This window comes from Lysinibacter cavernae, from assembly GCF_011758565.1.
In the GTDB taxonomy this organism is placed as follows: domain Bacteria; phylum Actinomycetota; class Actinomycetes; order Actinomycetales; family Microbacteriaceae; genus Lysinibacter; species Lysinibacter cavernae.
Genome location: NZ_JAAMOX010000001.1, coordinates 804,878 through 831,092, shown reverse-complemented (window position 1 = coordinate 831,092; position 26,215 = coordinate 804,878). Strand labels below are relative to the sequence as shown.

The window sequence follows — 26,215 nt, the reverse complement described above, 5'->3', positions numbered from 1 at the left end:
CGGCCGTTAGACCAGTTCCGCCCGAGGACGAACCGCAACCTCGGTGATCTGCGTGTCGTCAGTGGCATCCACAACGAGGCGAACGGCCTTCGCCACCGATTCTGGGCGGATATAGCGCCACGGTTCGTACTCAGCGCCCTGTTTGGCGAAGTCTGCCCGCAGCATCTCGGTGTCAGTGGGGCCTGGGCTCACCGTCGAGACCCGTACCCCGTGCTCACCTTCTTCGAGTCGCAGCGAATTCGCCACGGCCCTGAGCGCGTGCTTGGTTGCGCCATAGACGGCGTGCCCTGCTGCGGCGTTGGTTCCTGCACCAGAGTTGATGAACACAACCGTGCCCCTTGCCGAGCGCAGCAAGGGGAGCAACGCACGGGTTAGCAGTGCGGGCGCGATCACATTGAGTGAGAGCTGACGGTTCCATTCGTCGGCATCCGCTTCTTCTACGCTGAACCTTCCTGAGGTCGCGGCGGCATGGATGAGCACGTCAACCCGGTCGGTCGCTGCAAGAACCGCGCTGGCCGCAGCGGCATACGTCGTGACGTCGACGTTCACCGCGGTCACACCGTCGAGGGCGCCGAGTTCTGACAACGCGCTCGGATTTCGGCCAAGCGCAATGACGATGTGATCCCTCGCGAGATCGGCGACGATTTGCGAGCCCATCCCTCCCGTCGCCCCCGTGACGACGGCTACGGGGCGTGCGGATGCTGGAACGGGTGGCTTGGCAGTGGCGCTCACGATACTCCTGACGGGTTGGATACTCGCCAAGGCTAGCGTGAGCGCACCGCCAGCACGCGGACGTTGCTTAGCGTGACGTCACGCGGTCGAAGATGAGTCGTGAGCTGAAGCCTGCGATGAGGGCGCCGAGGATGGGGAAGATGATGAAGACCCAGACTTGGGCGAGCCAGTCTGGTCCGCCGTAGATGGCGGTTGCGATGGAGCGGGCTGGGTTGACTGATCCGTTGTCGATGGGGATGAGGATCATGAGCATGAGGGTGAGTGTGAGGCCGATGGCGATGGGGGCGAATCCTGCTGCGGCGCGGGTGTGGGTGACGCCGAGGATGACGTAGATGAAGATGGCGGTGAAGATGGTTTCGATGATGATGGCTGAGGTGAGTCCGAAGCCGCCTGGTGATTGGTCGCCGAATCCGTTGGAGATGAAGCCTGAGTCGGTTGCTGTTTTGGCGAAGCCGTCTGGTCCGCCGAGGGCGAGGAGGTAGATGAGGGTTGTGGCGATGATGCCGCCGATGAGTTGGGCGATGATGTAGGGGAGTGTGTTTTTCCAGGGGAGGCGTCCTGCGGCGGCGAGGCCGAGGGTGACGGCTGGGTTGAAGTGGCCGCCGGAGATGGGGCCGAAGGCGTAGGCGCCGATGATGACGGCGAAGCCGAGTGCGAGGCAGGCGCCGAGGGTGCCGACGCTGGCTGCTCCGCCGTCGAGGGTTGCGGCGAAGGTGGCGGTTCCGATGAGTCCGAAGACGAGGAGGAAGGTGCCTGTGGTTTCTGCGGCGAGTTTGGAGCCGAAGCTCGGCGAGGTTCGTGGGGTAACGGTTTCGGTCGTCATGAGGTTTCCCATTCCTAACTGATGTGTGTTCGCATCAGTGGGGGGACCGCGCCGGGGCCCCTCCTCCCGGAAGAAGAGAAGATCGGCGTACCTGATATTCAGAGAATACTGTGAGTTTCCTGGTTGAAACAAGCACTCGCACGCATTTGTGACGCAACGTGATGAGCGCCTCGATTGGGGGAACGACCCGGAACGCTGTGCGCCTGCGCGTCGCGCACATCGGCGGCTAGTCGAGCGTGACCTCGGCGGTGATCGGCCATGTGACGGAAAGCACCCCTGAGATGTCAGTGCTGATCTGGAGGCAGACGGAATGCCCTTGCCCGTCTGCCTCAAGATCCACAACCTTGCCAGGGGCGATACGGACGTCCCAGCCATCCACAATCCTTGAGCTCTGGCCCACCCCTGCCGCGGTGCATGACGTTGGATCGAGATAGGCCGAGTAGAGCAGGACCGGTGCGCGGCGCACCCGAACGGGCGTGTACTGCGTGCCAATGATGCCGCCTGCGGAGTCGGATGTGGTGACGCGCGGCGATCCTGAAACGGTCGCCCAGTTGCGCAGATCCTCCCAGCCTTCCGCAAGGATGATACGTTCGCGTGGGACCCCGTCGGCGTAGCCGTTTGCCGCCCAGCTTGCGTTGTTCTTCATCGGTGCGCCCGCCGCATCGTAGTACGACGAGCCCGCGTTGAATCCCGTGTAGTCGGCGTTCAGGGGCGAGGGTACCGTCATGGCGCTTTCAAACGTCATCCACCACACGGTGGGCTGTTCAACAACGTATTTGGGGGAGGAGACCGCGCTACCGCTTGTCATAGAGGCGACCCCGCCCGTGACCACCGCGTTGCCTGAGGGCGCCCATTCGGCCAGGTCGAGCACCCGCTCGTGCGTTCCAGACGCATTGCTCCAGTGCAGCACTGGTTTGCGGTACATCATCCCCGGCATGAACGCCATGCTGCCAAGGGAGAACTGGATCGAATGAAAATTGCCGCCGTAGGAGGTTCCGCCGCCGATGCTGCGCGCCGTCCACTCGTTCAGCGTTGGCCACACCGCCGGGGCCGTGATACCCGTCTGCGAGATGGATGCTCCCTCAACACTGAGCGACACTCGCGGCGAGACCAGCGCGGCAGCCTCTGCCGGTTCCAGGTCGCCCGTGTAGACAACATTGCCGTTGAGATAGAGCGTCACCGATTGGCCGATGGCGGTGATCGAGAGCCCAGCAACCTCTGAGGCAACCTCGCCAACGCTTGAGAAGAGTGTTCGGTTTGTTCCGCCAACCTGTGTCTCGAGGGTGAGGCGACCGTTATCTATCGATTGGAAGGTTGCTTGGATGCGGTTGGTCCCGTCATCCCGAACGGCGAGGCTCGCTCGAGCGGTTTCGCTGCGCTGAACGTTCATGGTTGTTGTGAGCGTGACGTTGGCCGTTGTTGCGTCGCGCGAGATCCGGCCGACCCCAATGAGTTGCTCGACGCGGCTCCCAACACCGAGCTGCGAAAGCTCGTTGAGGCCCCAGGTGTAGAGTTCACCGGTCGTTGTTCGCGCCAGCCCAAACCCGGAACCGCCGGAGACCTGCGCGATGGTGTTGAGCATCGTTGTGCCCTGCGCGCCGCCAAGCACCCGAACTGGCGCGTACGCTGAGCCAGCGCCGCCGCCAGCGCCGGAGGCATCCGCAGGCCCGCCAGCCCAGACCTCGCCGGCTGTTGTTGTGAACAGCACTGGTGATCCTTGGCCGGTTGTGACCGTCGCAGCCCCGGAGATCGCCACGCGCGTTGGCGTTGGATTGCCGCCGCCCCAGAGATAGGCGTTGCCAGAGCGATCAACGATGCTCATGATGCCGCCGGCAGACACATCGACGATGTTTGTCATGTTCGCGTTCGGTTGCGCCGGCTGTTGTTGCCCTGCCTTGAGCCATGTTGGGACATCCGAGGAAGCGCCCGGGTTGCCGCCGATTGCGCCATTGCCCATCTCTCCGCTGTTGCCGTCACGGTTGCCCCAGACGAGAGCCCTGCCATCGTTGGTCAGCGCGAGCGCAAAACCAACCCCGGCACTGACCTTCGTGATGCCGGTGAGATACGTGCCGCCCTGTTCGCCACCAACGATGCGAGCGGGAACGAGCGGCCGACTTGCGTTGAGCATGGCAACCGAGCTGCCCCAGCCGTAGACAGACCCGTCGGCGCCGAGCGCGAGAACGCCGCCTCGCCACGATTCGACGGCGAGCTGAGTGATGCCGGTGAGGTACTGGCCGCCCTGCGAGCCTCCCTTCACCCTGAGCGGAAGCGGCTGTCGTCTGCCGTCGCCACTCGTTCCATCGCCAAGGCTGCCCCAGTAGCCTGACCCCCACGCGTACACTGATCCGTCAGCCGCAACCGCGAAGGAGGTGTTGTCGCCTGCAGCGATTGAGACGATACCGGTGAGGTACGGCGTGCCGGAGGCCTGGGCGCCAGCGCGCACCTGAACGGGAACGCTTGAGCTTGAGAAGAGGCCAACGCCGAGTTGGCCGTCTGCCCCTGAACCGAACGAAAAAACTGTGCCGTCGGCGGTCAAGATGAGGGAGTGTCGAACCCCAGCGGCGACGTGCGTCACATTGAGTTCGGAGGCGGCGGCCCACTCAACCGCCGCTGCCCCAATCGAACTTGACCCGTCGAGTGAGCCGGCATTGCGCAACTCGCGTTCGGTGAATGCGGTGGTACCTGGGACGACCGGGGCGCGGTCGAAGACCGGCAGATCGGTTTGCGCGCCCCACACATCCTGGAGTTGTTCCCAATCGACCCAGCCCTGCCCAGGCGCACGGGACTGGGGCTCAAAGCTTCCTGCGGCCACCTCGGTTGTTGCGACGCTCTCTGCCGTGACCCAGCCGGCCGAGGCGCTGAGCGGCACGGCAAGCACGAGTGCGATAACGGTTACCGCTGCTGCAAGGCTTGTCCTCGCGTTGCGCAGACCGGCGGGGGATTCCCGTTGTGACGTGTTGGAGTGGCGACCGGATGCGCCGTTTCGGCGTTGCATTATTGGCTGCCCGTGTCAGCGCCGCTGCGCGACCCGCCGGCGTGTCGCCCGGCAGCGGTCGGCCACCAATACCACGTGACGAGAGCGGCAAGCGCGACCGTGGCGAAGCCAAGAAAGAGTGGCTGCGAAAGCGCCGCCCCAACCGCATATCCGACCAAGGGAACAAACGTGAGGAGCCGATGCACCTCGGTCACGCTGTAGACGGTTGCGTCGTTAGCCGAGTTACCATCGCCTCGCAGTACGAGGTCAACTCGTCCGCCAGAGGGGGTCGCCGTGATAACGCGGTGGGTGACCGGGAGTGCGTTTTCCCGCGTGACCGTCACGATGTCCCCGGGGCCGATGTCCTCTGCGGACTCCCGGATACTGACGCCAAGTGCACCACGGGGCACGGTCGGCTCCATCGAATCCGTCTGGAACGCAAAGAGTCGGATGCCGAACAACAGGGAGCACGCAAACCCAACCAGGCTCAGTGTGCCAAGGGCGGCGAGGACGGTGAGCGGCCAGGAACGGCGCCTAATCACCGGTGACAGCGGATGCTGCGCCCGCCGCCTCTTCAACCACAACTTCCTCTGCCGTCAGGTCAAACACAAAACCGCCTGTGGTCTTCATAAGTGAGGACTGGTTGTTGTACTCAGACTTCGCCATTCGAACGTGGAGGCAGACGGTCGAGGTTGGGCCAGCCGTGCTGTCCGTTGCTGCGGCAAGGGTGAGCCTTGCCCCTGAAACGGCCGCTGCCGGTGTTGCCGAGGCAGGGGTCGCCTTCGCGCCCTTGCTGAGCAGGTAGCGGGAGGCATCCGTCACGTATGGTGCCGCGCAGGCGGAGGCATCCGTAACCTCGTAGAGCTCGTAGCTGAGGCCATCGATAAGTGCCTGGCTGCTGCCGGGCGCGAGCCCCTGCTGCGTGAGCACGGTTGAGGTAGACCACGAGCCAGGAGTGCCCCGGACGAGCAACGGCGAGTAGAGGTCGACGCCTGGTTTGAGCGTGCTGACTGGCCCGCTGAAACTCAGCACCTGTGATCCGCCAGGCGTTGTTCCTGAGGCTTTTTTCCAGGTGGCGCCGTTGTCGACGGAGAGCTCAACGCCAAAGTCGCCGGCGTTGAGAGTTGGTGTTGACACCGACGAACCGGTGGTCCAAGCGGCAAGTGTGAGCGAACCTCCGGCAACAAGGACCGTTGCGCCGGCGAGCAATGCTTTGATGCGCGTGGAGCGAAGCGACGAATCGGATGCTGGCCTGGCTGCACGCTGCGACGCGTCGCCGGCCCGCTGCGCAACGCCGTTTGCGTCCGCGTCGGGTGCTCCGTTGCGGCGCGAGCGCGCGCCAAATATCGGTTGCCTCATGTACTTGTACCCCCCGGTTAAGTCAGTATTGAGCCGTTTCCCAGCATACCATCAGCATCATGCAAATCTCACCGAAGGCGCGCGTCCGTTCCACAACGTGCAAGTCCGTAGCGAGTAGGCAAAAACCGCCCCAAACCAACGGGTTTGGAGCGGTTTTTGCCTACCTGATTGGACTGCCGCGTCAGTCGGTCTTTGCGTCCTGGGCCGGGAAGACGACCTTCTGGATGATGATGAGCGCCGACGCCGCAAACGGGATCGCAACAAGCGCGCCCAGGACGCCACCAACGGCTCCACCAGCAACGGCCGCAATAACAACAACCGATCCCGGAACAGAAACCGCTCGGTTCATGATGCGTGGGCTGAGCACGTAGGCCTCAACCTGCATGTAAATGATGTAGTAGATCGCCGCAACGAGTGCCGTGAGGGGCGACGCAAAGAGGCAGATCAGGCTGATAATGATCGCGCCAGACAGGGTTCCAACGAGCGGAATAAGCGAAGCGATAAACGCAACAACCGCGAGGAGCACCGGAAGCGGCGCGCCGATAATGGTGAGGAAAATGAAGCTCAGCACTCCGTTGACCAAAGCGAGCCCAACCTGGCCTACCACGTAGCGGCCAACTGCCTGCGTAATCTCCTCGCTCACCTGCACAAACTTGAGGCGCTTGTTAGCGGGCACAAAACGGTATGTGGCGGCCTTCATCGAACGGAGCGAGGCGAGGAAATAGAGGGTCAGGATGACAACGATGACCGCGCCTGTGAAGCCACCTGCCACGCCTGCGCCGACGGACAGCAAGCCGCCACCGATATTGAGCAGGTTATCCGGATTACCAACGAATTTTTGCACCTGTTCGATGGCAGCATCGATATCAACAACATCCCTGAGGTTGTGCTGCAGGTCCTGCACAAAGCCATTGTTTGAGACATCGTCAATGATGCTCGGGAAATCGTTGATGAGCTTGGTTGCCTGCGACACGATTACGGGGATCACCGCAAACATGAGGCCAGCAAAGGCCGCGAGGACGGTGACAACAACAACGCCGATGGCGAGTCCGCGAGGCATCTTCTTTTCGAGCCACGACACCAGTGGGTCGAGCCCGAGCGAGAGGAACAGCGCAACACCGATATAGATGAGGACCGTGCCGAGCTGGCTGACAATCCCTCCGATGACGAGGGAAAGGAGTACACCTAGTCCGCCAACCAGACCGATGCGGAACGCATTCACATGAACGCCGCCCCTGGTCTGATCCGTCTGGATGGTGACATCAGGCGTTGGCGTTGGCGCGAGTGTCGGCCGGGTGACTGACCGCTTCTGGCGTTTCTTCATGAGGTCCCCTCTGGGTTCGCTGCGACGTGGCGCACTGAGTCCAACAGTAGACCTACGACCCTAGCGAGGATGGACAACTTGCGGAAGCTCGGCCCAGACATTTGCCGCGATTATAGAAGAGGCAGCGGCCGCGCGGCAACGGCCTGGCAGCCATTCGTCAACTGCCGCAAACTGGCCATATGCGTACGTTTGGTTGTGAAGAAGAGCTCCTACTGATGAGCCAGTCCTCTGGCGTTCCCGTTGCCATCGGTACGACGCTGCTTCGCGTCCACGAGCAACGGCTTTCTGAAGCGAAGGTCGATGCGGCCTCGGGTCCGTCGCTCACCGGTGAGTTGCAGCAGGAGATGGTCGAGGCGGTGACAACGCCACATTCGTCGCTCGATGAGCTCAGGGTTGAACTGATCGCTGGGCGCCTCACCGCCGATGCCGCCGCCCGTGAGCATGGGGCGAGGGCGGTTGCGCTTGCTGTCTCGCCCTATCCGGTGCAACCGCATCCGAGCGAGTCGGAGCGCTACGCCACCATTGCCGAGATGTGGGGTCGTACCGCTCGAGAGAGCCTCATGTGCGGGCTTCATGTGCACGTCTCCGTTGAATCCCCGGATGAGGGCGCCGGCATCCTCGATCGCGTGCGGGTGTGGCTCCCTGCAGTGCTTGCGCTCAGCGCCAACTCCGCGCTGTACGACGGCGAGGATACCGGTCACGCGAGTTATCGATACAGCAGGCTGTATCGCTGGCCGTGCGCTGGCCCGCTCGACCTGTTTGGCTCGGCAGAGGCCTATCACGCCTTCGAGGCAGAGCTGCTGGCAACGGGCGCCCTTCTTGATCAGGGCCTGCTGACCTTTGATGCCAGGCTGTCGCGCTCGTATCCGACGGTTGAGATTCGCATTTCCGATGTCTGCTTGCTTGCGGAAGATTCCGCGGTCATTGCTGGCGTCGTGCGGGCCCTTGTTGAGATTGCGGCGCAGGAGTGGCAACGAGGCATGCCAGCCCCGCTTGTCTCAACGCCGTCGGTCCGACTAGCCTCTGTCATGGCCGCGCAGTCAGGCGTACGCGGCGATCTTGTTGATCCCCGAACCGGCAGCGCAGCATCGGCAGCGGATGTTATCAAGGGCTTGCTCGACCGAATCACGCCAGCGTTAGCGCTGTATGGTGACGATGTGGCCATCAGCGAGGGCATCGCCCGTATCCTCGAGCGGGGGAACGGGGCCGACTGGCAGCGCAAACGCCTTCGTGCCACGGGCAGGCTTGACACCGTGATCGCCGAGGCAGCTGAGATGACAACGAGGGGGATTATTTGGGAAGCCTAATGGTCTATTCGGTCACAGAACCTGACGTCTGACCTCGATTTTTTCTCCCGACGCGCCTGCGGCTCAGCTTGCTTCTGGCCCTGCCCCAACCTATGGTTGAAAGACAGTTTGTTTCGCGAAGACGCGATTCGCTGTACTAGGGATATCGACGGTCTTCCGGGGGGATGATTTATCGTGGACTCAATTTGGGGTGATACCTATGTGCCATCTGGCATGTTCGAGGAATCAATTCAGGATGTTGAACATACACAAACGGTGATGGCCGGTACGCACAGCGAAATGGGTGCCGTGTTCCTGCCGCGCCCACGGCTGGTCCGCAGGCTGCAACGGCAAGCACCACTCACACTGGTGAGTGGCATCGTCGGTTCCGGCAAAAGTACCCTCATTAATGAGTGGCTCGCCGGGCAGCACAGCGACGATGTTGCGGCAACGGTGAGGCTCTCCCTGAACTCGACCCTCACAACACGCCTGTCCATCTGGGCCGCAGTTGTTGAGAGCACGCTGCAGAAGAGTCCTGATCATGAGGCGTTCGGAAACCGGGCGCTCCTCGGAATGCTGCAGCGGGGCATTGAGCCCGAAAACCTGATGGAACAGTTTCTTGACGTCCTGGCAACCCACTCAACCCCGGCGACGCTGGTCATCGAAGACCTCCAGTGGGCACCAGACGAAATTGTGCACGACCTCATCAGACTGGTCACAGAGAGCCACCGGTTATTTGTTGTGATCACGACAAATGACGACACAGCGATCAACGACCTTGCCGCTGAACGGGGAATCGTCACGAAGCGCATCCGCGAAGCCTCACTGGCGATGAGCAGCACCGAAATCTTTGAGTTATTGCGCCTGAGCGTTGCAGAAAACGATGAAACCCTGAGCGATATCGCCGCGATCATCAATGACGATGTTGCGGGTCACGCGCTGAGTGTCGAACTTGCGATTGAGCAATACCGTCGAAGCCAGCCGGGCGTGCCGTGGGTTGGCGTTGACCTCGACCACATCGCAATGCACATGCACCGCGTCGCATCTGCGAGCGGTCCGAACGACTACGAAGCCGCGAACTTTATGGGTTTTGTTGGCAGCCTGTCTGTTGCGCGCCAATTTACGGTTGAGGTCGCCCGCCTGCTGTTCCGGCAAGAAGCTGTTGCCGACTATTTTGATCGTCTGAACCAGAACCACCTCGGCGAGTGGGTAGCCAACCACGTTCTCGACGAGCTCGAATTTGTGTGGAGCCCACACGTCTGGACCCGTCTCCAGCGATCATCCGGCATCCGCACGCGAAGCCCCTTTATCCAAGAGCAGCGGCGTCGGCTAGCCGAATGGGACGTTGCGCATGGCCTGTTCGACCGGGCGGTTGGGCTGTATCTCTTTGATGGCGAGTGGGCGAGCGCCGAGCACGTCGTTCGTCACCATTTTCGGGATCTCCTTGAGGGGCCGCCCGCCGAGCTTGTTGAGTCGTTTCTCGCGCTCGACAGCGCGCAGCTTGAGGCGTATCCGTCCCTCTACCTGGCAAACGCGCTGCTGCGGATTCGGTCGTCGGGGCTGAACGGGGCAGGCGAAGACCTCCTCCGCAAATATCTGCAGGTGCAGACGAACCATACTTCGACAAATCCAGGCGATTACCTTCGTGATATCGCTGGTCTTGCTGCCGTGCACGGGCTGCTTGGGCAGGGGGCTGAGGCCCGCCACTGGGCCCTCCGCGGCCGAGAGGTTGTTGTTGGAAGCGACGCGGCAACGCTTGGCGCCCTCGGCGTGAACGAGTCCTTTGCCTCCGACTGCCTTGCTCTTGCTCAGGCCCTTCTGCAGCTCGACGAGTTTGCCGCCGCCACCGAGATGTTCCGCTACAGCCTCGAATACGGCCGCCCTGGCGGCGTTGTGGTTGAGGATGCTCAGGTGGCGTTGTTCGCGCTTTCCGAGTTTTTTGGCGAGACGAACATCCTCAGCGCCGACGGGTACGCAACCGCGAGCGCAACGCTGCCGATGCGCTCGGTGACACGGGAGGCCAATCAGGCCCTCTACTACGTCGGCAGGGCTTGGGCCGAGCTGGATGCTGGCGACCCAGAGCGGGGACTGATCGAGGCTTCTGCCGCGGTGCAGTGTGTCGACGTTCCTGAGCGCTGGGGGCTCGTTGTTGGTACTCGTGTGTTTGCGCTTGTCACTGCCGGGCATTCCTCCTACGCGGCGGATCTCTTTAACGACTACCTCGAAAAGCGGATTGCGTCGCGCGGTGACGAGAGCGTCAACTCGTTCATGCTGTTTGTTGGCGTAACGGCAAACCTGAGCGCCGGTCGGCTCGTGGATGCGCAGCGTTTCGTAGCCCAATTGACGGCCGCTGACCCGCTATCGGCTATGGCGCGTGCCCTCTACGCCCTTGTGATCTCAGACCACGAAGGTGCCTTGGCCGCCCTCGATCTCAACCTCCAACGGCCGATCTTCACGAGCCGTGTGACCGTGGCCTTCTGGTTGATGCGCGCGACAGCCGCGCTGCGTGGAGGCTCGCGTGAGGTTGCCCTTGAATACCTTGAACGCGCCGTGATTCCTGCCGTACAGAATAAGCTTCGGTTCATCTTCTCGTGTATCTCACGGGAAGACTTCGACGCCCTCAGGGTGCTTGCTGAAGAGCGTGGCGGTCGGCCGCTGATCAACCATATGGACGAGCTGAGCTCGGCAAGTCATTTCATGCCAAAGGCGCTCGTGAATTCCTCCCTCACCGATCGTGAAACGGCCGTGCTCCGTATCTCGCAGAAGGTGTCTACCAACGCGCAGATTGCCGAGGAGCTGTTTGTCTCGGTCAACACGGTGAAGTCACAGCTACGAAGCGTCTACAAGAAGCTCGGGGTAAGCGACCGTGACGACGCGCTGGCACTTGCTGCGAGGCTTGGACTGTTCGACTAACCCAAATCTCACCCCGGAGGGGGAGGCCGTTAGTACTGCGGTATGACGCGAAGGGCGCGACCCAGAATTTAGTCTTGGTCGTGGTGGTGCAGAATGACCGTGCGGGCTGACTGGTCAGTTTGCCGGGGTGCTACCGTTCCGCGGCGCAGATCGTGTCGCGACGGAACGAATGTTGGTACCAATGGACGCACTCAACGACTTTATCCTTCAGCTGGGAGCTTCGCCGTGGGTCTTCGCTATTACCTTCGTGGTTGTTGCGATTGACGGGTTCTTTCCGCCCATCCCGAGCGAATCCATCCTCGTTGCGCTTGCCGCGCTCTCGGTGAGTTCTGGCAATCCGAACCTCATCCTGTTGATTCTTGCCGCGGCGGCGGGGGCAGTCGCCGGCGATCACATAGCGTACGCAATTGGACGGTTGCTTGGCCTCGAAAAGTTCCGGTGGATGCGCGCCCCTCGGGTTGTCGCAGCGATCGATTGGGCCCGCCGCGGGCTTGAGCGGAGGGCCGCGACCCTCATCCTTGTTGGCCGGTTTATTCCCGTTGGTCGGGTGGCCGTAAGCATGACGGCAGGGGCAACCCGCTTTTCCCGCCGTCGCTTCTTTGCTCTGACCGTGCTCGCTGGTACCTGCTGGGCAACGTATTCGGCTGTTGTCGGCCTGGTGGCTGGCGCGTGGTTTGCGGAGAACCCCGTTGTGGGTGCCGTCGTTGCCGTTGTGGTCGCGCTGGTACTCGGTGTTGCGCTTGACGCCGTGATTGCTGCGCTGGTCCGTCGGCGCGATGCGAAGGATGCCGCTCGTGAGCACGCGGCGCCAGCGCAACTACCGACGCCTGACGAGCGCGTGCCGGGGGAGACGGCAACAACCGGGCCTCTCGGAACGCGATAAGTTGGGCGTATGGCTACCGATCACCCTTCGCGCGCCGAGCGCACCCGGACGATGCTTGGGCTAGAGCCAGTTTCGCGTTCCTCCGCTGGGCGCCGGAATCGTGCCGTTACCCGGCCGCAGCTGGTCTGGGATATCCTCCTCGCCCTGCTCGTTGGCGTTCTTGCGCCGTATCTCACAATGGTGAGTGATTTCTATTGGACGAGCATGGTGAGCATTCTTGTACTCGCCGTTGCCATTGCTCTCCGCAGGCTTCGCCCCGGACTTGCCCTTGCGCTGTGTTGGCTCTCCGCTTGTGTACTGATGCTGGCGACGGCGGATGCGGCATTGGCGCACCTCGGGATGGGAATCGTTGTCTACAGCGCGGCGGCTTACGGCACAAAGCGAGATCTCTGGGTCGCCGGAGCCTCTGCGCTCCTTGGCGGGGCCGTTGGCGGAATCTACCTGGCGCTGATCGGTTCGTGGATCTACGCGGACGGGATCGGATCGTTCCCATCGGCAAACAACATCATTTTCATCTCGGTCATGATCGCCGTCTTTTTGGGCGCGGCATGGCTGCTCGGCTTTGCCATCCGCCTCGCGCATACCGCCCAATTGTCAAAGGTTATGCAGCGCGAAGCCGAGGCCGAAGCGCTGCGTTCACGTCGAGTGGCGGCACTTGAGAACGAGAAAGCAGAGTTGGCGAGGGACATGCACGATGTCATCGGCCACTCACTCGCCGTGATTATTGCGCAATCAGATGCCGTGCGCTTTTTGCCAGACGACGACACCGAAGGTATCAAACGGGGCGTCTTTACGATTGGCGAGACCGCTCGGCGTTCGCTCGGAGATGTCAGGAAGGTTCTCGGCCGGATCGGTGGGATGACTGACGCCCCGATCGCGGCAGAGGGCCTCTCACAGATTTCCGACCTGGTCAGAGGGGTTACCGCGGCAGGTGCGAGTGTCGATTTTGTGCAGCTTGGTACGAGTATCGTCATTGATGAGCGGGTGGAGCGCGTGGTGTATCGCGTGCTGCAAGAGCTCCTCACCAACGCGCTCAAGCACGGACGCAGGGAGAGCGTTATCGTGGCGAGGCTGCGGTGGGAGCCGCAGCGGCTGACGCTCTCGGTCGACAACCCGGTGTCGGACTCGAGAGCGTTGCGCATCGTGAGCGATCAGGATGGGCCAGCCGAGACTGAGCATTCCGAGGACGCCGAAGTCATGCGGGCGACACGTGCGCCTGGAAACGGCATCGTTGGCATGCGTTACCGGCTTGCTGAAGTTGGCGGGACCTTGAGCCTCACGCCGCCATCCGCCGCTGAGGCCTCGGCCTTCCTGAACGGTACGTCCAACGCCGCCATTTTTCGCGCAACCGCAACCGTTTCCATCGCACCAAAGGAGCACTCTCCCGCATGAGCGAGACCATTTCCGTCGTACTGGTCGACGACCAAGAACTCTTCCGTTCTGGTGTGGCCGTTGTGGTGAACGCCCACGACGGGCTTGCGGTCGTTGGGCAAGCGGGTAACGGGCAACACGCCATTGAGGTTGTCGCGGAGTGTGAGCCGGATGTTGTGCTCATGGACATTCGCATGCCGGTCATGGACGGTGTTCAAGCGGTACAGGCGCTCTACCATCCGGACCTCGTCGTTGCCAGAACCAAGCCGCTCCGCACGATCATGCTGACGACGTTTAACCTCGATGAGGCAGCTGCGACTGCAATTCGGGCGGGGGCGAGCGGATTCCTGATGAAGGATGCGAGCGCCGAGTCACTGTGCGCAGCGATTCGAGCCGTGCACGCGGGCAACGCCGTGCTGTCGCCAACTGAGCTCGGCGAGCTCTTTGAGCACGGTCAATCGATCACGCCGCCGCGGGTGCTGCCGGAACAGTTTGGGCTGCTGACCGAGCGCGAGCGGGCAATCTTTGCCAGGGCAGCAACGGGCCTGAGCAACAGCGAGATCGCGGCTGAGGAGTACCTGAGCGAGTCAACCGTCAAAACTCATATCAGTAGCGTGCTTGCCAAACTGCAGCTCCGCGACAGGGTGCAACTGGTGGTGTTTGCTCACGAGTATCGTCTGCTCGACTGAGCAGCAACGGAATCAGCGCAACGTACCGGCACTTCCCGTCCTTCGGGAGGATGTTGTTGGTACTTTTGGCCGAGGCCGGGCAAACGGCGTTACCCTAGCGTAGAAATGTGAGTACCCAACAGAACGACCCCAGCCAGCACATTCATCAACCGGCGCAGCTCGGCGACCACTCGGCTGCCGCTCCAAGCAACTCAGGCGTTGTCTCACAGGCAACTCGCGTGAGCAGACGATACGGCGAAGGTGCCGGGACGCGTTGGGCGCTTTCTGACGTGACAATCGGTTTTGAGCGTGGAAAGTTTACCGCGATTATGGGCCCAAGCGGCTCTGGGAAATCAACGCTTATGCACGTGCTCGCTGGGCTCGATGCACCAACCCGTGGTTCGGTGACGCTTGAGGGTTCCGAATTGGTTGGGCTCAACGACGACGCGCTGACCGAAATCCGCCGCACCCACATGGGCTTCGTCTTTCAATCCTTCAACCTGGCACCAACGCTTGATATCAGGGAGAATATCCGCCTACCTCATTCGCTGTCTCGGAAGTCGGCACCCTACGACGAAGCTTGGGAAGCCTATCTCATTGAGACGCTTGGACTGCAGCCGTATCTTGCACAGCGACCATCCGAACTCTCTGGTGGACAGCAACAGCGAGTTGCTGTTGCGCGAGCGCTCGTGAACAAACCCGCCGTCGTATTTGCGGACGAACCGACAGGAAACCTCGACCTCGCAACCGGTCGTGAGGTGCTGCAACTATTGTCGACGCTTTCGAGGGAACAAAACTACAGCGTGATCATGGTCACCCACGACGCAACCGCCGCAAGTTATGCCGATCGGGTTGTGTTTCTTGCGGACGGATGCATTTCCAAAGACATCCCAAAATCAACCGCCGCAACCATCTCGCAGCTGATGCTTGCTGAGGTAGACGCATGATGCTCGCCGAAGCGGCCAAGCAGCCGGGTCAAACCGTCAGCGTGGTCGTTGTTGTGCTCAGCGCGTGTTACGCCGTCCTGCTGCTTGGGCTGACATCGGTGATCAGCCAGGCGATCCTGTTCAGTGATTTTGGCGGAAAAGAGAGCGTTATAGTGGTTCTTCAACTGCTCGCAATCTCATTCTTGATCATTTCGTTTGTGGTGAGCACGGTGGTTATCACAAACACCTACAGCATCATTACCGCCGGACGTGTTGCTGATATCGCCCGTCGGAGGCTGCTCGGATCGTCTGTTCGCAACGAACGCATCCAGATCGCGAGAAACGGCCTCCTCGTTGGCGCGATAGGGGTCATAACTGGCGGCGCGCTTGGGCTTCTGCTTGTCAGGCTGATCGCTGACGGAGGCGTGCAATCCGGGATCCTCGAACCCAACGACTATGTGACGGTCAAACCGGAATTCCTGTTGCCCCTTGTGGGTATCTGGGGATGCGTCTGGTGGGCTGCCTGGCGCGGTTCACGGGGAGTACTTGCGGTGAACCCCATTGAATCGCTTGGCGCCGCGACCTCTGCGAGCGAAGGCGCCGCGTCGAGCCGAGGTAAACGGCGGCTCAACGGGTTCTCGGTTACGTTCCTGCTGCTCGGCCTGATTCTTCTTGGCATAGCCGTTGTCTCAAGCACGTTCACGTTTCTCGCGATCTTTCCTGGGCTCATTGGGGGAGTGTGCACGGTTGTTGGCTTCATCGGCGGTGCCAGTGTCATCATCCCCGGATTCTTTGCCCTGTGCGAACGCCTGTTGCCACGAACATTTGTGGGCCTACTGGCATCGCGTGGTCTGCAGCGACATCCCGACCGGACCGCGCGCGCGGCGCTCGGCGTTGTTGTCAGCATTGCCGTCGTGACCATGTTTGTAGTTGCCACATCAGGGTTTGAGCCTGCGATGCGGCTTGCCTATGGCGGCACGGAGGAAGAATCCACGGCCTTCCCGCTCATCGACATGGTTGTTGCCGTTGTGCTCGTTGTCATCAGCTTCACGGCGATTATTTCCGCAATCGGGCTTGTGAACTCCGTTGCGCTGAATACGCGACTGCGGCAGCGAGAAATTGGCATGTTCCGGGTGCTCGGTCAGTCGAGACGGGATGTCGTCGCCGTCATCTATGCAGAAACGGCACGCCTTGCTATCGGTTCGGCCGTGCTCGGTCTCCTCATGGGAATCCTGTTCGGTTGGATAGGACTGCAGTGCGTGGTTGGTGGCGTTCGGGCTATCGGAGTTGCGCCGCTGGTTGTGCCGCCGCTGTTCATCCTTGGCGTGATTGTGGCAGCCGGAGTCCTCACCGTCTCAGCCGCACTCCTGCCGAGTCGGCGGGCGTGCAGCATTCCGGCCATCCACGCCCTTGCCGCCTAGACGGTCAGAGGGTCAGGCCAGTGCTGCCCACGGCGAACCGCGCGACTTCTCGGCTTACCAGCGCCGCAGATTCGTGAGGGGCTGAGGGCCGGCAGCAATCGGATCAGTGTGTGAGCGGGTACAGCGTCTGTGAAATGCCAAGCATGATCCAGGGCGTGACTTGGGCGAGCAGTATGATTCCCCCGATAATGACCGCGCTCACCGAGATGGTTGCGCCGCGGAGGGATTCGTCACGCTGCAGCGCCTTGCGCGAGATAAAACCGAGGATAACTGCGGCAAGCGAGAGCACGATGGCGAGCACTGGCACATCGCCAAGCCAGAAAGCGGAGGCAACCGCGAGACCGGCCAACCCAAACGCGGCGACCGCGGTATAGGAGATCGGCGGCGTTTGCTTGGGTGATGCCGAGGGCTGCGAGCCGTTTGAGCTGCCAGTGCCGCGTGGTGTGTTGGTCAAAACAGGTCCTTTGTTCCTTGCGATTCTACGCGTTCGAGGCTTTCGCCGCCGGGAACCCGGCCGCGCAGCTTTTCGAGGTCGCGCCGCTCACGTTTGGTCGGGCGCCCGGCTCCACGGTCGCGGATGGGAACTGCCGGCGCATCTTCCGGTTTTGGCGGTGGTGGTGTGAGATCTTCGAAGCATTCGGCAGCAACCGCGGCGCTGACCCGCTTCGTGATGAGCCGCTTGACCACAAGGATGCGGTCGAACCCGCTCACCCTGAGGCGCACGGTATCGCCAACCTTCACGGTTTGGGCCGCCTTCACGCGAGTATCGGCGACGCGGACGTGACCGGCACGGCACGCACTCGTGGCAAGGGAGCGCGTCTTTGTCGCTCGAACTGCCCAGAGCCAGCTGTCTACTCGTACGCTTTGCGGGTCGGTCATGCCTTCGACTCTAACCGACCGGATGTCGCTTCGATGCCCGAGCCTGCCTCCTTGCCCCGTGATCGAATGGCCAGTGGCACGAGCACAACACATACGAGCATCGCCAGAATCTCGACGAGGGTCTGCGACACCACAATCACCGGCACAAGACCGTATGACGCAGGAAGCGCCAGTGCGACGGGAAGGATGACCAAGGAATTGCGTGTGATGCCAGAAAACGTGGCCGCTCGTGACGCGGTGACCTCGAGTCGCATGAGGCACGTTATCCCAATACCCGCGCCAAACATGAGCGCGGCGAACAAAACAAAGATCCCGAGAGTCGGAAGCACCCTGATCACCTGATCCTGCACGGTACCCGTTTGTACGTAGACGATGAGGACAAGGTTGAGCATCATCACTGGCACCATTGCTGCTTCGCCACCGCGCAGCAACGCCCTCGACGCCGCTGCGGGACCGTTTGTTTGGCGTGCAACGAGCTGTAGCCCAAGGGCCACCAGCATCGGGAGAAGCACAACCAGCCCGAACGCCTCAAGTAGGGCAGGCGTTATCGCGAGTTGTGCCGCGTCCGCGCCAATCAGTAGCCAGAGATACACGGGCAGCATCAGTATTTGAGCGACGAGCAGGAGCGGCGTTGCTGCGAGTAGCGCGGCGGCGTTACCGCCGGCTATCCCCGTAAACGTTACGACGTAGTCGACACAGGGCAGCAGCAGAACAAGAAGGACCCCAAACACGAGTACGGGATCGGCGCTGACGAAGCGGCTGAGTCCAAAGGCCACCGTAGGCGCGACAACGCCGTTGAGGAGAAACAACGTGCAAAGGAACCGACCCCTGCCATCTTGCTTGACGACAGAGGCGAAGGGGATGCCGGCGAAGGTCACCAACATGAGCAGGGCGAGGGCAGGGGAGACCGCTACCTTGAGCGCCGATGCGGCTTGGGGGAGCCAGTAACCGAGTATCGCAGCGATGGCGATGCAGGCAATATAGAGCCACAACTGGTGCGTATCGCCCCACCGTTTAAGGGCATCCGCCCTAGACCCTTGATGCCGGTGAGTATCTTGCTCTGGCGAGTCGGCGGAGCGTCGAGCGGTCAAAACCAGGTGCTGAGGCGAGGCACCGTTGCCGACGCAAATACCCGATCAAACGCGAGGGCCGCCCCTGGCACGAGCTCGGCAATGCGGCCGGCTGAGGCCAGCGTTTCCGCCCGCAACCCACCAAGCAAAAGCGAAGAGAGCTCAGCGATACCAACGCGCAGCTCGGCAGCTGCTCCGTCGACGCGCTCCACGCTGCCCGTGCCGTTGGCATCGGTTGTCAAGCGATAGGTGCCGGTTGCGAAGCCGTCGGGATCAACGACGTCGAGGACGAGCGCGCCGGCTGCAGCATACGCGCGCGAGGCGAGGACCCGCTCAACGTCGAGGATACGAAGCCAGAGATGATCGCGCTCGTCAGTCTTTCGCACGGATCGCGAATCGAGAACCTGCCAGGTCAGCGGTTCAACAACGGCCCGACGCGTCGCCTTCACAACCGTGATCGGGTCCATTTCGAGCACAAATCGCCACAGCGCGGCGTACGCGGCTGGCGTAGCGGCAATAAGTTCGACCAGCTCGAGGGTGGCAGAAGAGTGGTCGTCAGAGGATTCGACGCGGTAGACAACGAGGCCGTCGTTGTCGCCGTTCTCGTTGGAATAGCAAACGACGCGGAGCTGCTCGTGGCTGTCGGCCGGCGATGAGGGGGAGAGGCCAAGCGTTTCTTTCCACCACAACTGCTGCACTGGCACTTCACCGGGAGTCTGCAGACGAACCCGTTCCTTGATCGCCGGACCGATGTCGAGTGCCACTTCCTGCGACACAAAGCTCAGGGCTCCGGTCGGTACTGGCCCACTCCAAACCGCCCGTTGGGTATCAACTGTATAGGCCGAGCTGAAGGCGGCAGGGCCAAATCCGAACCTGCCGTAAATTGTGGCTTGGGTAACGGTGAGCATTGCAATCGCACAGCCGTGTGCAACGGCAGTGCGCAGCTCCCCAAGGAGGAGGTTGCGGGCAAGGCCTCGCCTTCGGTGCGTTGGTGAAACGGTGACCGAGCTGATCGCCCACCCATCAATCGTTTGCTGAGGCGCAACCGTGAGCGGCATAGGCCAGGAACTCACGGTTGCAACGGGAACCTCCGGTTGCGCCGTTCGTGCGTCCCAGATGCCGGTGACCCGGTTGCCCGTGATTGTCGCGAGTTCATGTTCGATAAGCGCGGCCGAAGCGGTTGCCGAATGGAATCCCCGCATGTCTGCGTCGAGCCAGGCCCGCATCGCCGCAGCATCATCGCTGGCAACGGTGTCGTAGCGCAAGCCCTGGTCGGCAAGCGCCTGCTGAGATGTTGAATCGGCTGGCAGCGAGAGAAAATTCGAGGTCATGTGTTCCAGCATACGGAGGCCACCGACATTCGTGAACAGGTGCACACGATCGGGCTCCGCCGCTGTTGTTAGGTGGTTGGGAACATACTGAGGAGCCGAAGCGTTGGCAAGGGGGTAGCTGGTTTTTCTCTTTTAGCGAATTTGCCACCGGCGATGTCGGTGGTGCGTGAGAGGATAGGCAACACCTGATTCACTGCAAGACCAACTGTTTATCTGGGGTGGCCGAGGCCCTGACGCACGACCCAAAAGGAGTCATCCTCGAATGATCACGTTTGAGAACGTCAGCAAGACTTTTTCCGATGGCACCCGCGCTGTCGAAGATTTCAGCCTCGTCATTCCCTCGCGAACGACAACCGTCATCGTTGGTTCGTCTGGGTGCGGTAAGACCACCATCATGCGCATGATCAACCGCATGGTTAACCCCACGACCGGCAGCATTCATATCGACGATGACGATATCGCAAAGCTCGATCCCGTCGCCCTCCGCCGCCGCATCGGCTACGTCATGCAAAACTCTGGTCTGCTGCCGCATCGCACGGTGCTCGATAACGTTGCAACAGTGCCCATGCTGAGCGGTACACCCAAAAAAGAGGCACGTGCCGCTGCGCTTGATCTCCTCGACACGGTTGGGCTCGATCGTGCGATGGCAAGTAAGTATCCGAGCCAGCTCTCCGGTGGCCAGCAGCAGCGAGTTGGCGTTGCCCGTGGCCTCGCAGCCGACCCCAATATTTTGCTCATGGATGAACCCTTTGGCGCGGTCGACCCGCTCGTTCGTACCGAGCTGCAGCATGAACTCCGGCGCATACAGAACAAACTCGCGAAGACCATCGTGTTTGTCACCCACGACATCGAAGAGGCCTTTCTCCTTGGCGACGAAGTGGTCATCTTGCGTAAAGGCGGCCATATCGCGCAGCGAGGCACCCCTGCCGAGATCCTTGCGAATCCGGTCGACGACTTTGTCGCCAGTTTTGTCGGTGCCGATCGCGGCAAGCGGCTCCTGAACATCCAGCAGGTTGGCTCGCGCCGCGTGCTTGTTGACGAAAACGGTGCTGTTGCCGGCGTCCTCGCAGAGGAGGCTGCCGATGGATTGGGTCATCGCTAACTGGCCTCAAATCTGGTCGCTGACGCTGAGCCATCTGTGGCTTTCGCTTCCACCCACCATCATTGGGCTGCTACTCGCGCTCCCACTTGGTTGGTTGGCGCACCGCTTTGGGGCGACGAGGGGAGTCTTGCTCACGGTGAGCGGGTTGCTGTACACAATCCCGTCGCTGCCGTTGTTCATCATCATGCCGCTGCTGCTCGGCACCAGAATCCTTGACCCCCTCAACGTGGTCATTGCGCTCACCCTGTATGCGGTTGCCTTGCTCTTGCGAAGCGTCACCGAGGCGTTTGATTCGGTCTCCAACGACGTGCGCCAGTCGTCGATCTCGCTCGGGTTCTCGCCGGTGCAGCGGGTGCTGCGTGTTGAGCTGCCGCTCGCCCTGCCCGTAGTTATCGCCGCTATGCGTGTGGTGTCGGCAAGCACCATCAGCCTCGTGAGCGTTGGGTCGTTGATCGGGGTATCAAGCCTCGGATACCTCTTCACGAACGGGTTCCAGCGCAACTTTCCCACCGAGATCATGGTAGGAATCGTTGGCACAATCCTGCTGGCAGGGCTCTTCGACCTCATCATTGTTGGGATTGGGCGAGTCCTCTTGCCCTGGTCTCGGGTGAAGGAGGCCTCGTGAATTTTTTCTTCGATGCAATCGCATGGATCCTCGATCCTGCCCACATTGGCGGGCCTTCTGGCATTGTGGCGAGGCTCGGTGAACACGTCTTTTATACCGTGCTCGCCGTCGCGTGCGCGGCCGTCATCGCTATCCCGCTTGGTCTCTACATCGGCCACACCGGTCGAGGGCGCGTTGTGGCTGTAGCCATTACCGGAGCGCTTCGCGCGCTCCCGACCCTCGGGCTTGTCACGCTGTTTGCCCTGCTCATGGGCGTTGGCTTGGTAGCACCGATCACGGCGCTCACGATCCTTGCCATCCCGCCGTTGCTCGCCGGAGCCTACGCCGGCGTCGAATCTATTGACCGCCGCACAATCGATGCGGCGCGTTCTGTCGGAATGACCGAGTGGCAAATCGTCCGAAAGGTCGAGATACCACTTGCAGGGCCGCTCATGTTTGGAGGGTTCCGGTCCGCGTTTCTTCAGGTGGTTGCCACGGCAACCGTCGCCGCGTATACGCCCCTCGGTGGGCTCGGGCGCTTTATCTTTGACGGGCTACCCGTCCGCGACTACGCACAAATGAACGCGGGTGCCTTGCTCGTGATCGCCCTTGCGCTTGTCGCCGATGCGGTCTTTGCCATCGCCTTCAAGCTCTTTCAGCCAAAGGGCGTTGCGCTTTCGAGGGAGCGCACCGGCGCAACCAAGGCAACACGCTAGGCATGCAATGGCGACCACTCCTGTAACGTACCAAGACCCTTCATCCTGAATCGTCGATACCAAAGAGATAAGGAACACAGAATGTATGCAACATCATCACCACTGCGGCGACGGGCGCTTCCAGCCGTGCTCGCGGTGGCAGCAACGGTCAGCCTGGCCCTGAGCGCGTGCTCATCGTCAGACCCTTATTCCTCCGACACGTCAACTGACGCAGGGGCATCCACAACCGTGGTTGTTGGTTCAGCCGGATTCCCCGAGTCCGAAATTGTTGCCGAGATCTACGCTCAGGCGCTCACCGCTGGCGGTATCGACGTCAGCACATCAATGAGCATCGGCCAGCGTGACGTCTACCTTGCTGCCCTGCAGGACGGCTCCATCGACCTCGTGCCCGAGTACAGCGGCAACCTGTTGCAGTATTACGACGAGGCAAGCACGGCTCGCACCAGCGATGAGGTTCTTGAAGCGCTGTCGAAGGCAGTGCCAGATGGCTACGAGGTGCTTGACCAGGCACCAGCCGAAGACAAAGATTCCTACAACGTCACGGCAGAGTTCGCGAGCGAACATAACCTGAAGAGTCTTGCCGACCTTGCCGCGCTCGACGTGCCGATCACCATCGGAGGCAACCCAGAGCTTGCCAAGCGACCATACGGTCCAGAGGGCCTCACCAAGATCTACGGAGTTCCCGCAGACAAGATCACGTTTGAACCGTACAACGATAGTGGCGGCCCGCTCACCGTCAGCGCGCTGAACGACGGCAAGGTGCAGGTGGCGGACATCTTCACCACGTCGCCTGCCATCACCGACAACAAATTTGTCACCCTCGAAGACCCAGAGAACATGATTCTGCCCCAGAATATCCTGCCCCTGATGAACAGCGAGAAAGCGTCAGACGAGGTGAAGAAGATTCTGAATGAGGTCTCGGCAAAACTCACAACAGAAGACCTCGTCGCGCTCAACGCACGCAGCGAAGGCTCCGAAAAGGCGTCGCCGTCAACGCTCGCAAAAGACTGGCTGACCGAAAAGGGTCTCAACTAGCGGTTCCTTAGTCGCCCGTTGCTGAGCGATCACCGCACAGTGGTGATCGCTCAGCAACAACGAGAGGTCGCAGCGGCGTCAGTCCAACTCACGCCAGACGACCTCAATACACAACAGAGCGGGGTGCCCCAGAACGTATTCTGGGGCACCCCGCTCGTGCGTTGAATGGAGCTCGTTATTCGCTTACGTGGGCGAAGAGGAACCAGCGGTCCTTCTCAAGGCCCTGCGCAATTGCGATGGCTACGTCCTGGCTTACGAGGTCGATGTCATCGAGCTCGGTGACGGCGGTCTGCACCGTTGCGATCGTGGCGTCGAGCTGCGCGATCATCTCCCGGATGGTGACGTCGGCCTGCTGGAAGCCCTCGCTCAGCGTCGCGGTGGTGGTGTTCGCAGCGACCGAGCCGATGCGCCCGTCGATTGGCAACCCAAGCGCGATGATTCGCTCTGCGGCAAGATCCGCAAAGTCTTGGGCGTGAGCAACGATGGTGTCGAGCAGTTCGTGCACCGCAATGAATGTTGCGCCACGTACGTGCCAGTGGGCCTGCTTGCCGTTGACAGCGAGAGCGGTCAGATCGACAACCACTGGGCTCAAGAACTGAGCGACGCCTGCTGCAACGTCGGGGTTAGCGACGGCTGGGATGGTGGTGGACGATGTTTTCGTCATAGTGATTGTCCTTTCGTCTTCTGTAACTACAACGCTACTCGTCCCTCAGCATTCCGCAACCAAGATGAGGCTCGTCTTACGAAGGGTTGACTCACTGAGGGTAGGCATGTATTAGTTCGGCGGCGCTGTCCTAGACTCGTTCCGAACGATAGGCCTGCCGAGGCCCCGCCATAACGAAACGAGTGTGCAATGGCAACCGATCCCGACGCCCGCATGATCCAACTTGGCGAGGAGGCCTCTCCGGTCGTCGCTGATACGGCCTGGGTCGCCCCTGGAGCCGTCTGCGTCGGACGTGTCTATCTCGCGGAACGGGCCAGTGTTTGGTACAACGCAACGCTCAGGGCCGAGGTCGAGGATATCCGCATTGGCGAGGGCAGCAATGTCCAAGACGGCGTTGCCATGCATGTTGATTTGGGTTTCCCTGTGACGCTGGGCCGTGACGTATCTGTTGGGCACAACGCGGTTGTGCACGGCGCGACCGTTGAAGATGGCGCGTTGATTGGGATGAACGCAACGCTGCTGAACGGCGCCGTCGTTGGTGCCGGCTCGCTGGTCGCCGCAGGGGCGCTGGTGCTTGCTGGCACGGTTATCCCGCCAGGCGTGCTTGCAGCGGGCGTGCCGGCAAAGGTTCGGCGCGAACTTACTGACGACGAACGTGATGGGTTGCGAGCGAACGCGAAGAACTATCTGGCCCACACTCAGAAACACGTGGCGGCAAGAGGAGCGTCGACGGCCGCCCTGCATGAAAAGTAACGAGCCTAGCAACTGGAGATGGCCGTCACTCGCGTGGGCAAGTGACGGCCATCGACTTGCTCACCGAGCTAGTTGACGCCTCGTTCGGCGAGCAGCGAGGTCATGTACTCAATTTCGCCGGTTTGTGCGGTGATGATGCTCTGCGCCAGGTCGGTGACAACCTGATGTTTGCTCCGTTCGACCACGGCCTTTGCCATATCTACGCCGCCGCGGTGATGGGCGATCATGAGCTGCAGAAACAGTACCTCTGCGTCTTCTCCCGTGAGGGATTGCAATCGATCGATGTCGGCCTGTGTGGCCATGCCCGGCATGACGCCTGCCGTGGCACCAACGCTTTCGGTGTTGTGCGTATGCCCACTGTCGGCCATCCACGCCATAGCTTCACGGGGTGAGTTCTGGGGGAGTCCCCACGCGGCAAGCCAGCCGAACATTTGACCAGACTGTTGCGCCTGGGAGGTTGCGACGTCATAGGCAAGGCTCTTGATCTCATCGTTTGTGGTTTGCTCACGCATGATCATTGCCATCTCAACGGCTTGGTCATGATGGGTCTGCATGTCACGGGCGAACCCCGCCTCTGCGCTGAGCGTGCCGGGGACGGCGAGCGTTGACGGCGCGGTTGCACGCCCGATAATGACGCTGGCCGCCACGACAACCAGGAGAGTTATGGCCCCGGCGATGAGGAGCCGCAGTGCGCGTGAAGACACGGGCGGGGGCTAGGAGTCTTTGCCAGGGCCGTCGAGGGCTCCAGAGCATGAGGCGCCAGGCTCCGGCACAGACGGCGATTTCCAGTACTTATCAAGAAAGCGCTGGATGCGGTCGTCGGTTGGGTCAGACAGCTTCACCTGCGCGCCCCACGCGCTCATCACGATGGGGGATGGAAGGTCTGACTTTGGCGAGAGGATGACGTAGGTGCTTGGCAGCTTTCCCCTGAGCGTCGCTACCTCATCCTCATTCAGCTTCTTTGGGTCGTACGTGACCCAGACTGCCCCGTGTTCAAGCGAGTGGACTGCGTTTTCTTGTGGCACTTCTTCGGTGTAGGCGGCACAGTTAAGCCAGTAGGAATTGTGATCGCCTCCGACCGGGGGAGACTGTTCATATTCAACCGTGCCGGTCACGTGGTTGTTGGTGAGCCCCTCAAAGGTCTCGGCCCCTGCGATGTTGATTTCGTCTCGCTCTGGTTTGTTCAGTGAGCTGAAGACGACCGTTGCGAGAAGGCCAACGACGGCGACACCCGCGGTAACGCCAACGATGACGCCGATTCGTTTGTTCCGTTTGCTGCGCGCTTTCTGACGGTTGAACTCGGCGAGTTTCTCTTGTCGCTGCTGTTCTCGCCGCTGCTTAGTGGTTGGCTGCTCTTGGCTGTTCGAATGTGGCACGAGTT

25 protein-coding genes are annotated in these 26,215 nt (G+C 61.3%); 12 read left to right on the top strand and 13 right to left on the bottom strand.

What is annotated here, in order from left to right; all coding sequences use genetic code 11:
- Window positions 1–6: 6 nt before the first annotated feature.
- The 6 genes from FHX76_RS03905 to FHX76_RS03880 all read right to left on the bottom strand — a co-directional run bounded on the left by FHX76_RS03905 (window position 7) and on the right by FHX76_RS03880 (window position 7,212).
- On the bottom strand, window positions 7–732 hold the full coding sequence (locus FHX76_RS03905; protein ID WP_341777853.1) for an SDR family oxidoreductase: 726 nt from the start codon (window positions 730–732) through the stop codon (window positions 7–9).
- Between the two features lie 67 nt (window positions 733–799).
- A complete protein-coding gene (locus FHX76_RS03900) occupies window positions 800–1,555 on the bottom strand; it encodes an aquaporin (RefSeq protein ID WP_167148104.1) in 756 nt (251 codons plus the stop codon).
- A gap of 226 nt (window positions 1,556–1,781) precedes the next feature.
- On the bottom strand, window positions 1,782–4,550 hold the full coding sequence (locus FHX76_RS03895) for an RCC1 domain-containing protein (RefSeq protein WP_167148102.1): 2,769 nt from the start codon (window positions 4,548–4,550) through the stop codon (window positions 1,782–1,784).
- Window positions 4,550–5,071: a S24/S26 family peptidase gene (locus FHX76_RS03890; RefSeq protein WP_167148100.1), complete on the bottom strand. Its 522-nt coding sequence runs from the start codon at window positions 5,069–5,071 to the stop codon at window positions 4,550–4,552. Before FHX76_RS03890 ends, FHX76_RS03895 begins: the two co-directional genes overlap by 1 nt.
- On the bottom strand, window positions 5,064–5,888 hold the full coding sequence (locus tag FHX76_RS03885) for a hypothetical protein (protein ID WP_167148098.1): 825 nt from the start codon (window positions 5,886–5,888) through the stop codon (window positions 5,064–5,066). Before FHX76_RS03885 ends, FHX76_RS03890 begins: the two co-directional genes overlap by 8 nt.
- 181 nt (window positions 5,889–6,069) lie before the next feature.
- The gene (locus FHX76_RS03880; RefSeq protein ID WP_167148096.1) at window positions 6,070–7,212 is read right to left on the bottom strand and encodes an AI-2E family transporter; all 1,143 of its coding nucleotides are present in this window, start codon (window positions 7,210–7,212) and stop codon (window positions 6,070–6,072) included.
- Window positions 7,213–7,391: 179 nt separating this feature from the next.
- Here FHX76_RS03880 and FHX76_RS03875 point away from each other — a divergent pair, with 179 nt between their 5' ends.
- The 7 genes from FHX76_RS03875 to FHX76_RS03845 all read left to right on the top strand — a co-directional run bounded on the left by FHX76_RS03875 (window position 7,392) and on the right by FHX76_RS03845 (window position 16,680).
- On the top strand, window positions 7,392–8,519 hold the full coding sequence (locus FHX76_RS03875; RefSeq protein ID WP_167148094.1) for a carboxylate-amine ligase: 1,128 nt from the start codon (window positions 7,392–7,394) through the stop codon (window positions 8,517–8,519).
- Between the two features lie 258 nt (window positions 8,520–8,777).
- Window positions 8,778–11,411 (top strand): LuxR family transcriptional regulator, encoded by a 2,634-nt coding sequence (locus tag FHX76_RS16205; RefSeq protein ID WP_167148092.1) that lies wholly within the window; start codon window positions 8,778–8,780, stop codon window positions 11,409–11,411.
- A gap of 181 nt (window positions 11,412–11,592) precedes the next feature.
- Window positions 11,593–12,294, top strand: coding sequence for a DedA family protein (locus tag FHX76_RS03865; RefSeq protein WP_167148090.1), 702 nt, complete (start codon window positions 11,593–11,595; stop codon window positions 12,292–12,294).
- A gap of 9 nt (window positions 12,295–12,303) precedes the next feature.
- Window positions 12,304–13,686: a histidine kinase gene (locus tag FHX76_RS03860; protein ID WP_167148088.1), complete on the top strand. Its 1,383-nt coding sequence runs from the start codon at window positions 12,304–12,306 to the stop codon at window positions 13,684–13,686.
- Entirely contained in the window at window positions 13,683–14,354 is a 672-nt protein-coding gene (locus FHX76_RS03855) for a response regulator (protein WP_167148086.1), read from the top strand. Before FHX76_RS03860 ends, FHX76_RS03855 begins: the two co-directional genes overlap by 4 nt.
- Before the next feature lie 140 nt (window positions 14,355–14,494).
- Complete coding sequence (locus tag FHX76_RS03850; protein WP_167150314.1) at window positions 14,495–15,280, top strand: ABC transporter ATP-binding protein; 786 nt, start codon at window positions 14,495–14,497, stop codon at window positions 15,278–15,280.
- Complete coding sequence (locus FHX76_RS03845; protein ID WP_167148084.1) at window positions 15,277–16,680, top strand: ABC transporter permease; 1,404 nt, start codon at window positions 15,277–15,279, stop codon at window positions 16,678–16,680. Before FHX76_RS03850 ends, FHX76_RS03845 begins: the two co-directional genes overlap by 4 nt.
- 103 nt (window positions 16,681–16,783) lie before the next feature.
- On the opposite strand, the gene FHX76_RS03840 is transcribed toward FHX76_RS03845, so the two are convergent.
- The 4 genes from FHX76_RS03840 to FHX76_RS03825 form a co-directional block, all read right to left on the bottom strand.
- Window positions 16,784–17,134 (bottom strand): hypothetical protein, encoded by a 351-nt coding sequence (locus FHX76_RS03840; protein WP_167148082.1) that lies wholly within the window; start codon window positions 17,132–17,134, stop codon window positions 16,784–16,786.
- On the bottom strand, window positions 17,131–17,559 hold the full coding sequence (locus FHX76_RS03835; protein ID WP_167148080.1) for an RNA-binding S4 domain-containing protein: 429 nt from the start codon (window positions 17,557–17,559) through the stop codon (window positions 17,131–17,133). The genes FHX76_RS03840 and FHX76_RS03835 overlap by 4 nt, the downstream gene beginning before the upstream one ends.
- Complete coding sequence (locus FHX76_RS03830) at window positions 17,556–18,551, bottom strand: arsenic resistance protein (RefSeq protein WP_167148078.1); 996 nt, start codon at window positions 18,549–18,551, stop codon at window positions 17,556–17,558. The genes FHX76_RS03835 and FHX76_RS03830 overlap by 4 nt, the downstream gene beginning before the upstream one ends.
- A gap of 95 nt (window positions 18,552–18,646) precedes the next feature.
- Window positions 18,647–19,960, bottom strand: coding sequence for a GNAT family N-acetyltransferase (locus FHX76_RS03825; protein ID WP_167148076.1), 1,314 nt, complete (start codon window positions 19,958–19,960; stop codon window positions 18,647–18,649).
- A gap of 262 nt (window positions 19,961–20,222) precedes the next feature.
- Here FHX76_RS03825 and FHX76_RS03820 point away from each other — a divergent pair, with 262 nt between their 5' ends.
- The 4 genes from FHX76_RS03820 (at window position 20,223) to FHX76_RS03805 (ending at window position 23,417) form a co-directional block, all read left to right on the top strand.
- Complete coding sequence (locus FHX76_RS03820) at window positions 20,223–21,062, top strand: ABC transporter ATP-binding protein (RefSeq protein WP_167148074.1); 840 nt, start codon at window positions 20,223–20,225, stop codon at window positions 21,060–21,062.
- Complete coding sequence (locus FHX76_RS03815; protein ID WP_167148072.1) at window positions 21,043–21,687, top strand: ABC transporter permease; 645 nt, start codon at window positions 21,043–21,045, stop codon at window positions 21,685–21,687. The genes FHX76_RS03820 and FHX76_RS03815 overlap by 20 nt, the downstream gene beginning before the upstream one ends.
- Entirely contained in the window at window positions 21,684–22,382 is a 699-nt protein-coding gene (locus FHX76_RS03810) for an ABC transporter permease subunit (protein WP_167148070.1), read from the top strand. The genes FHX76_RS03815 and FHX76_RS03810 overlap by 4 nt, the downstream gene beginning before the upstream one ends.
- Before the next feature lie 81 nt (window positions 22,383–22,463).
- A complete protein-coding gene (locus FHX76_RS03805; protein ID WP_167148068.1) occupies window positions 22,464–23,417 on the top strand; it encodes an ABC transporter substrate-binding protein in 954 nt (317 codons plus the stop codon).
- A 175-nt stretch (window positions 23,418–23,592) separates the two neighbouring features.
- On the opposite strand, the gene FHX76_RS03800 is transcribed toward FHX76_RS03805, so the two are convergent.
- Entirely contained in the window at window positions 23,593–24,081 is a 489-nt protein-coding gene (locus FHX76_RS03800; protein WP_167148066.1) for a Dps family protein, read from the bottom strand.
- Window positions 24,082–24,270: 189 nt separating this feature from the next.
- Between FHX76_RS03800 and FHX76_RS03795 the strand changes: the two genes are divergently transcribed.
- Window positions 24,271–24,834: a gamma carbonic anhydrase family protein gene (locus FHX76_RS03795; protein ID WP_167148064.1), complete on the top strand. Its 564-nt coding sequence runs from the start codon at window positions 24,271–24,273 to the stop codon at window positions 24,832–24,834.
- 68 nt (window positions 24,835–24,902) lie between these two features.
- Here the strand turns inward: FHX76_RS03795 and FHX76_RS03790 are convergent, their stop codons facing one another.
- Window positions 24,903–25,538: a DUF305 domain-containing protein gene (locus FHX76_RS03790; RefSeq protein ID WP_167148062.1), complete on the bottom strand. Its 636-nt coding sequence runs from the start codon at window positions 25,536–25,538 to the stop codon at window positions 24,903–24,905.
- A 9-nt stretch (window positions 25,539–25,547) separates the two neighbouring features.
- Window positions 25,548–26,210: a DUF3105 domain-containing protein gene (locus FHX76_RS03785; RefSeq protein WP_167148060.1), complete on the bottom strand. Its 663-nt coding sequence runs from the start codon at window positions 26,208–26,210 to the stop codon at window positions 25,548–25,550.
- Between the last annotated feature and the right edge of the window lie 5 nt (window positions 26,211–26,215).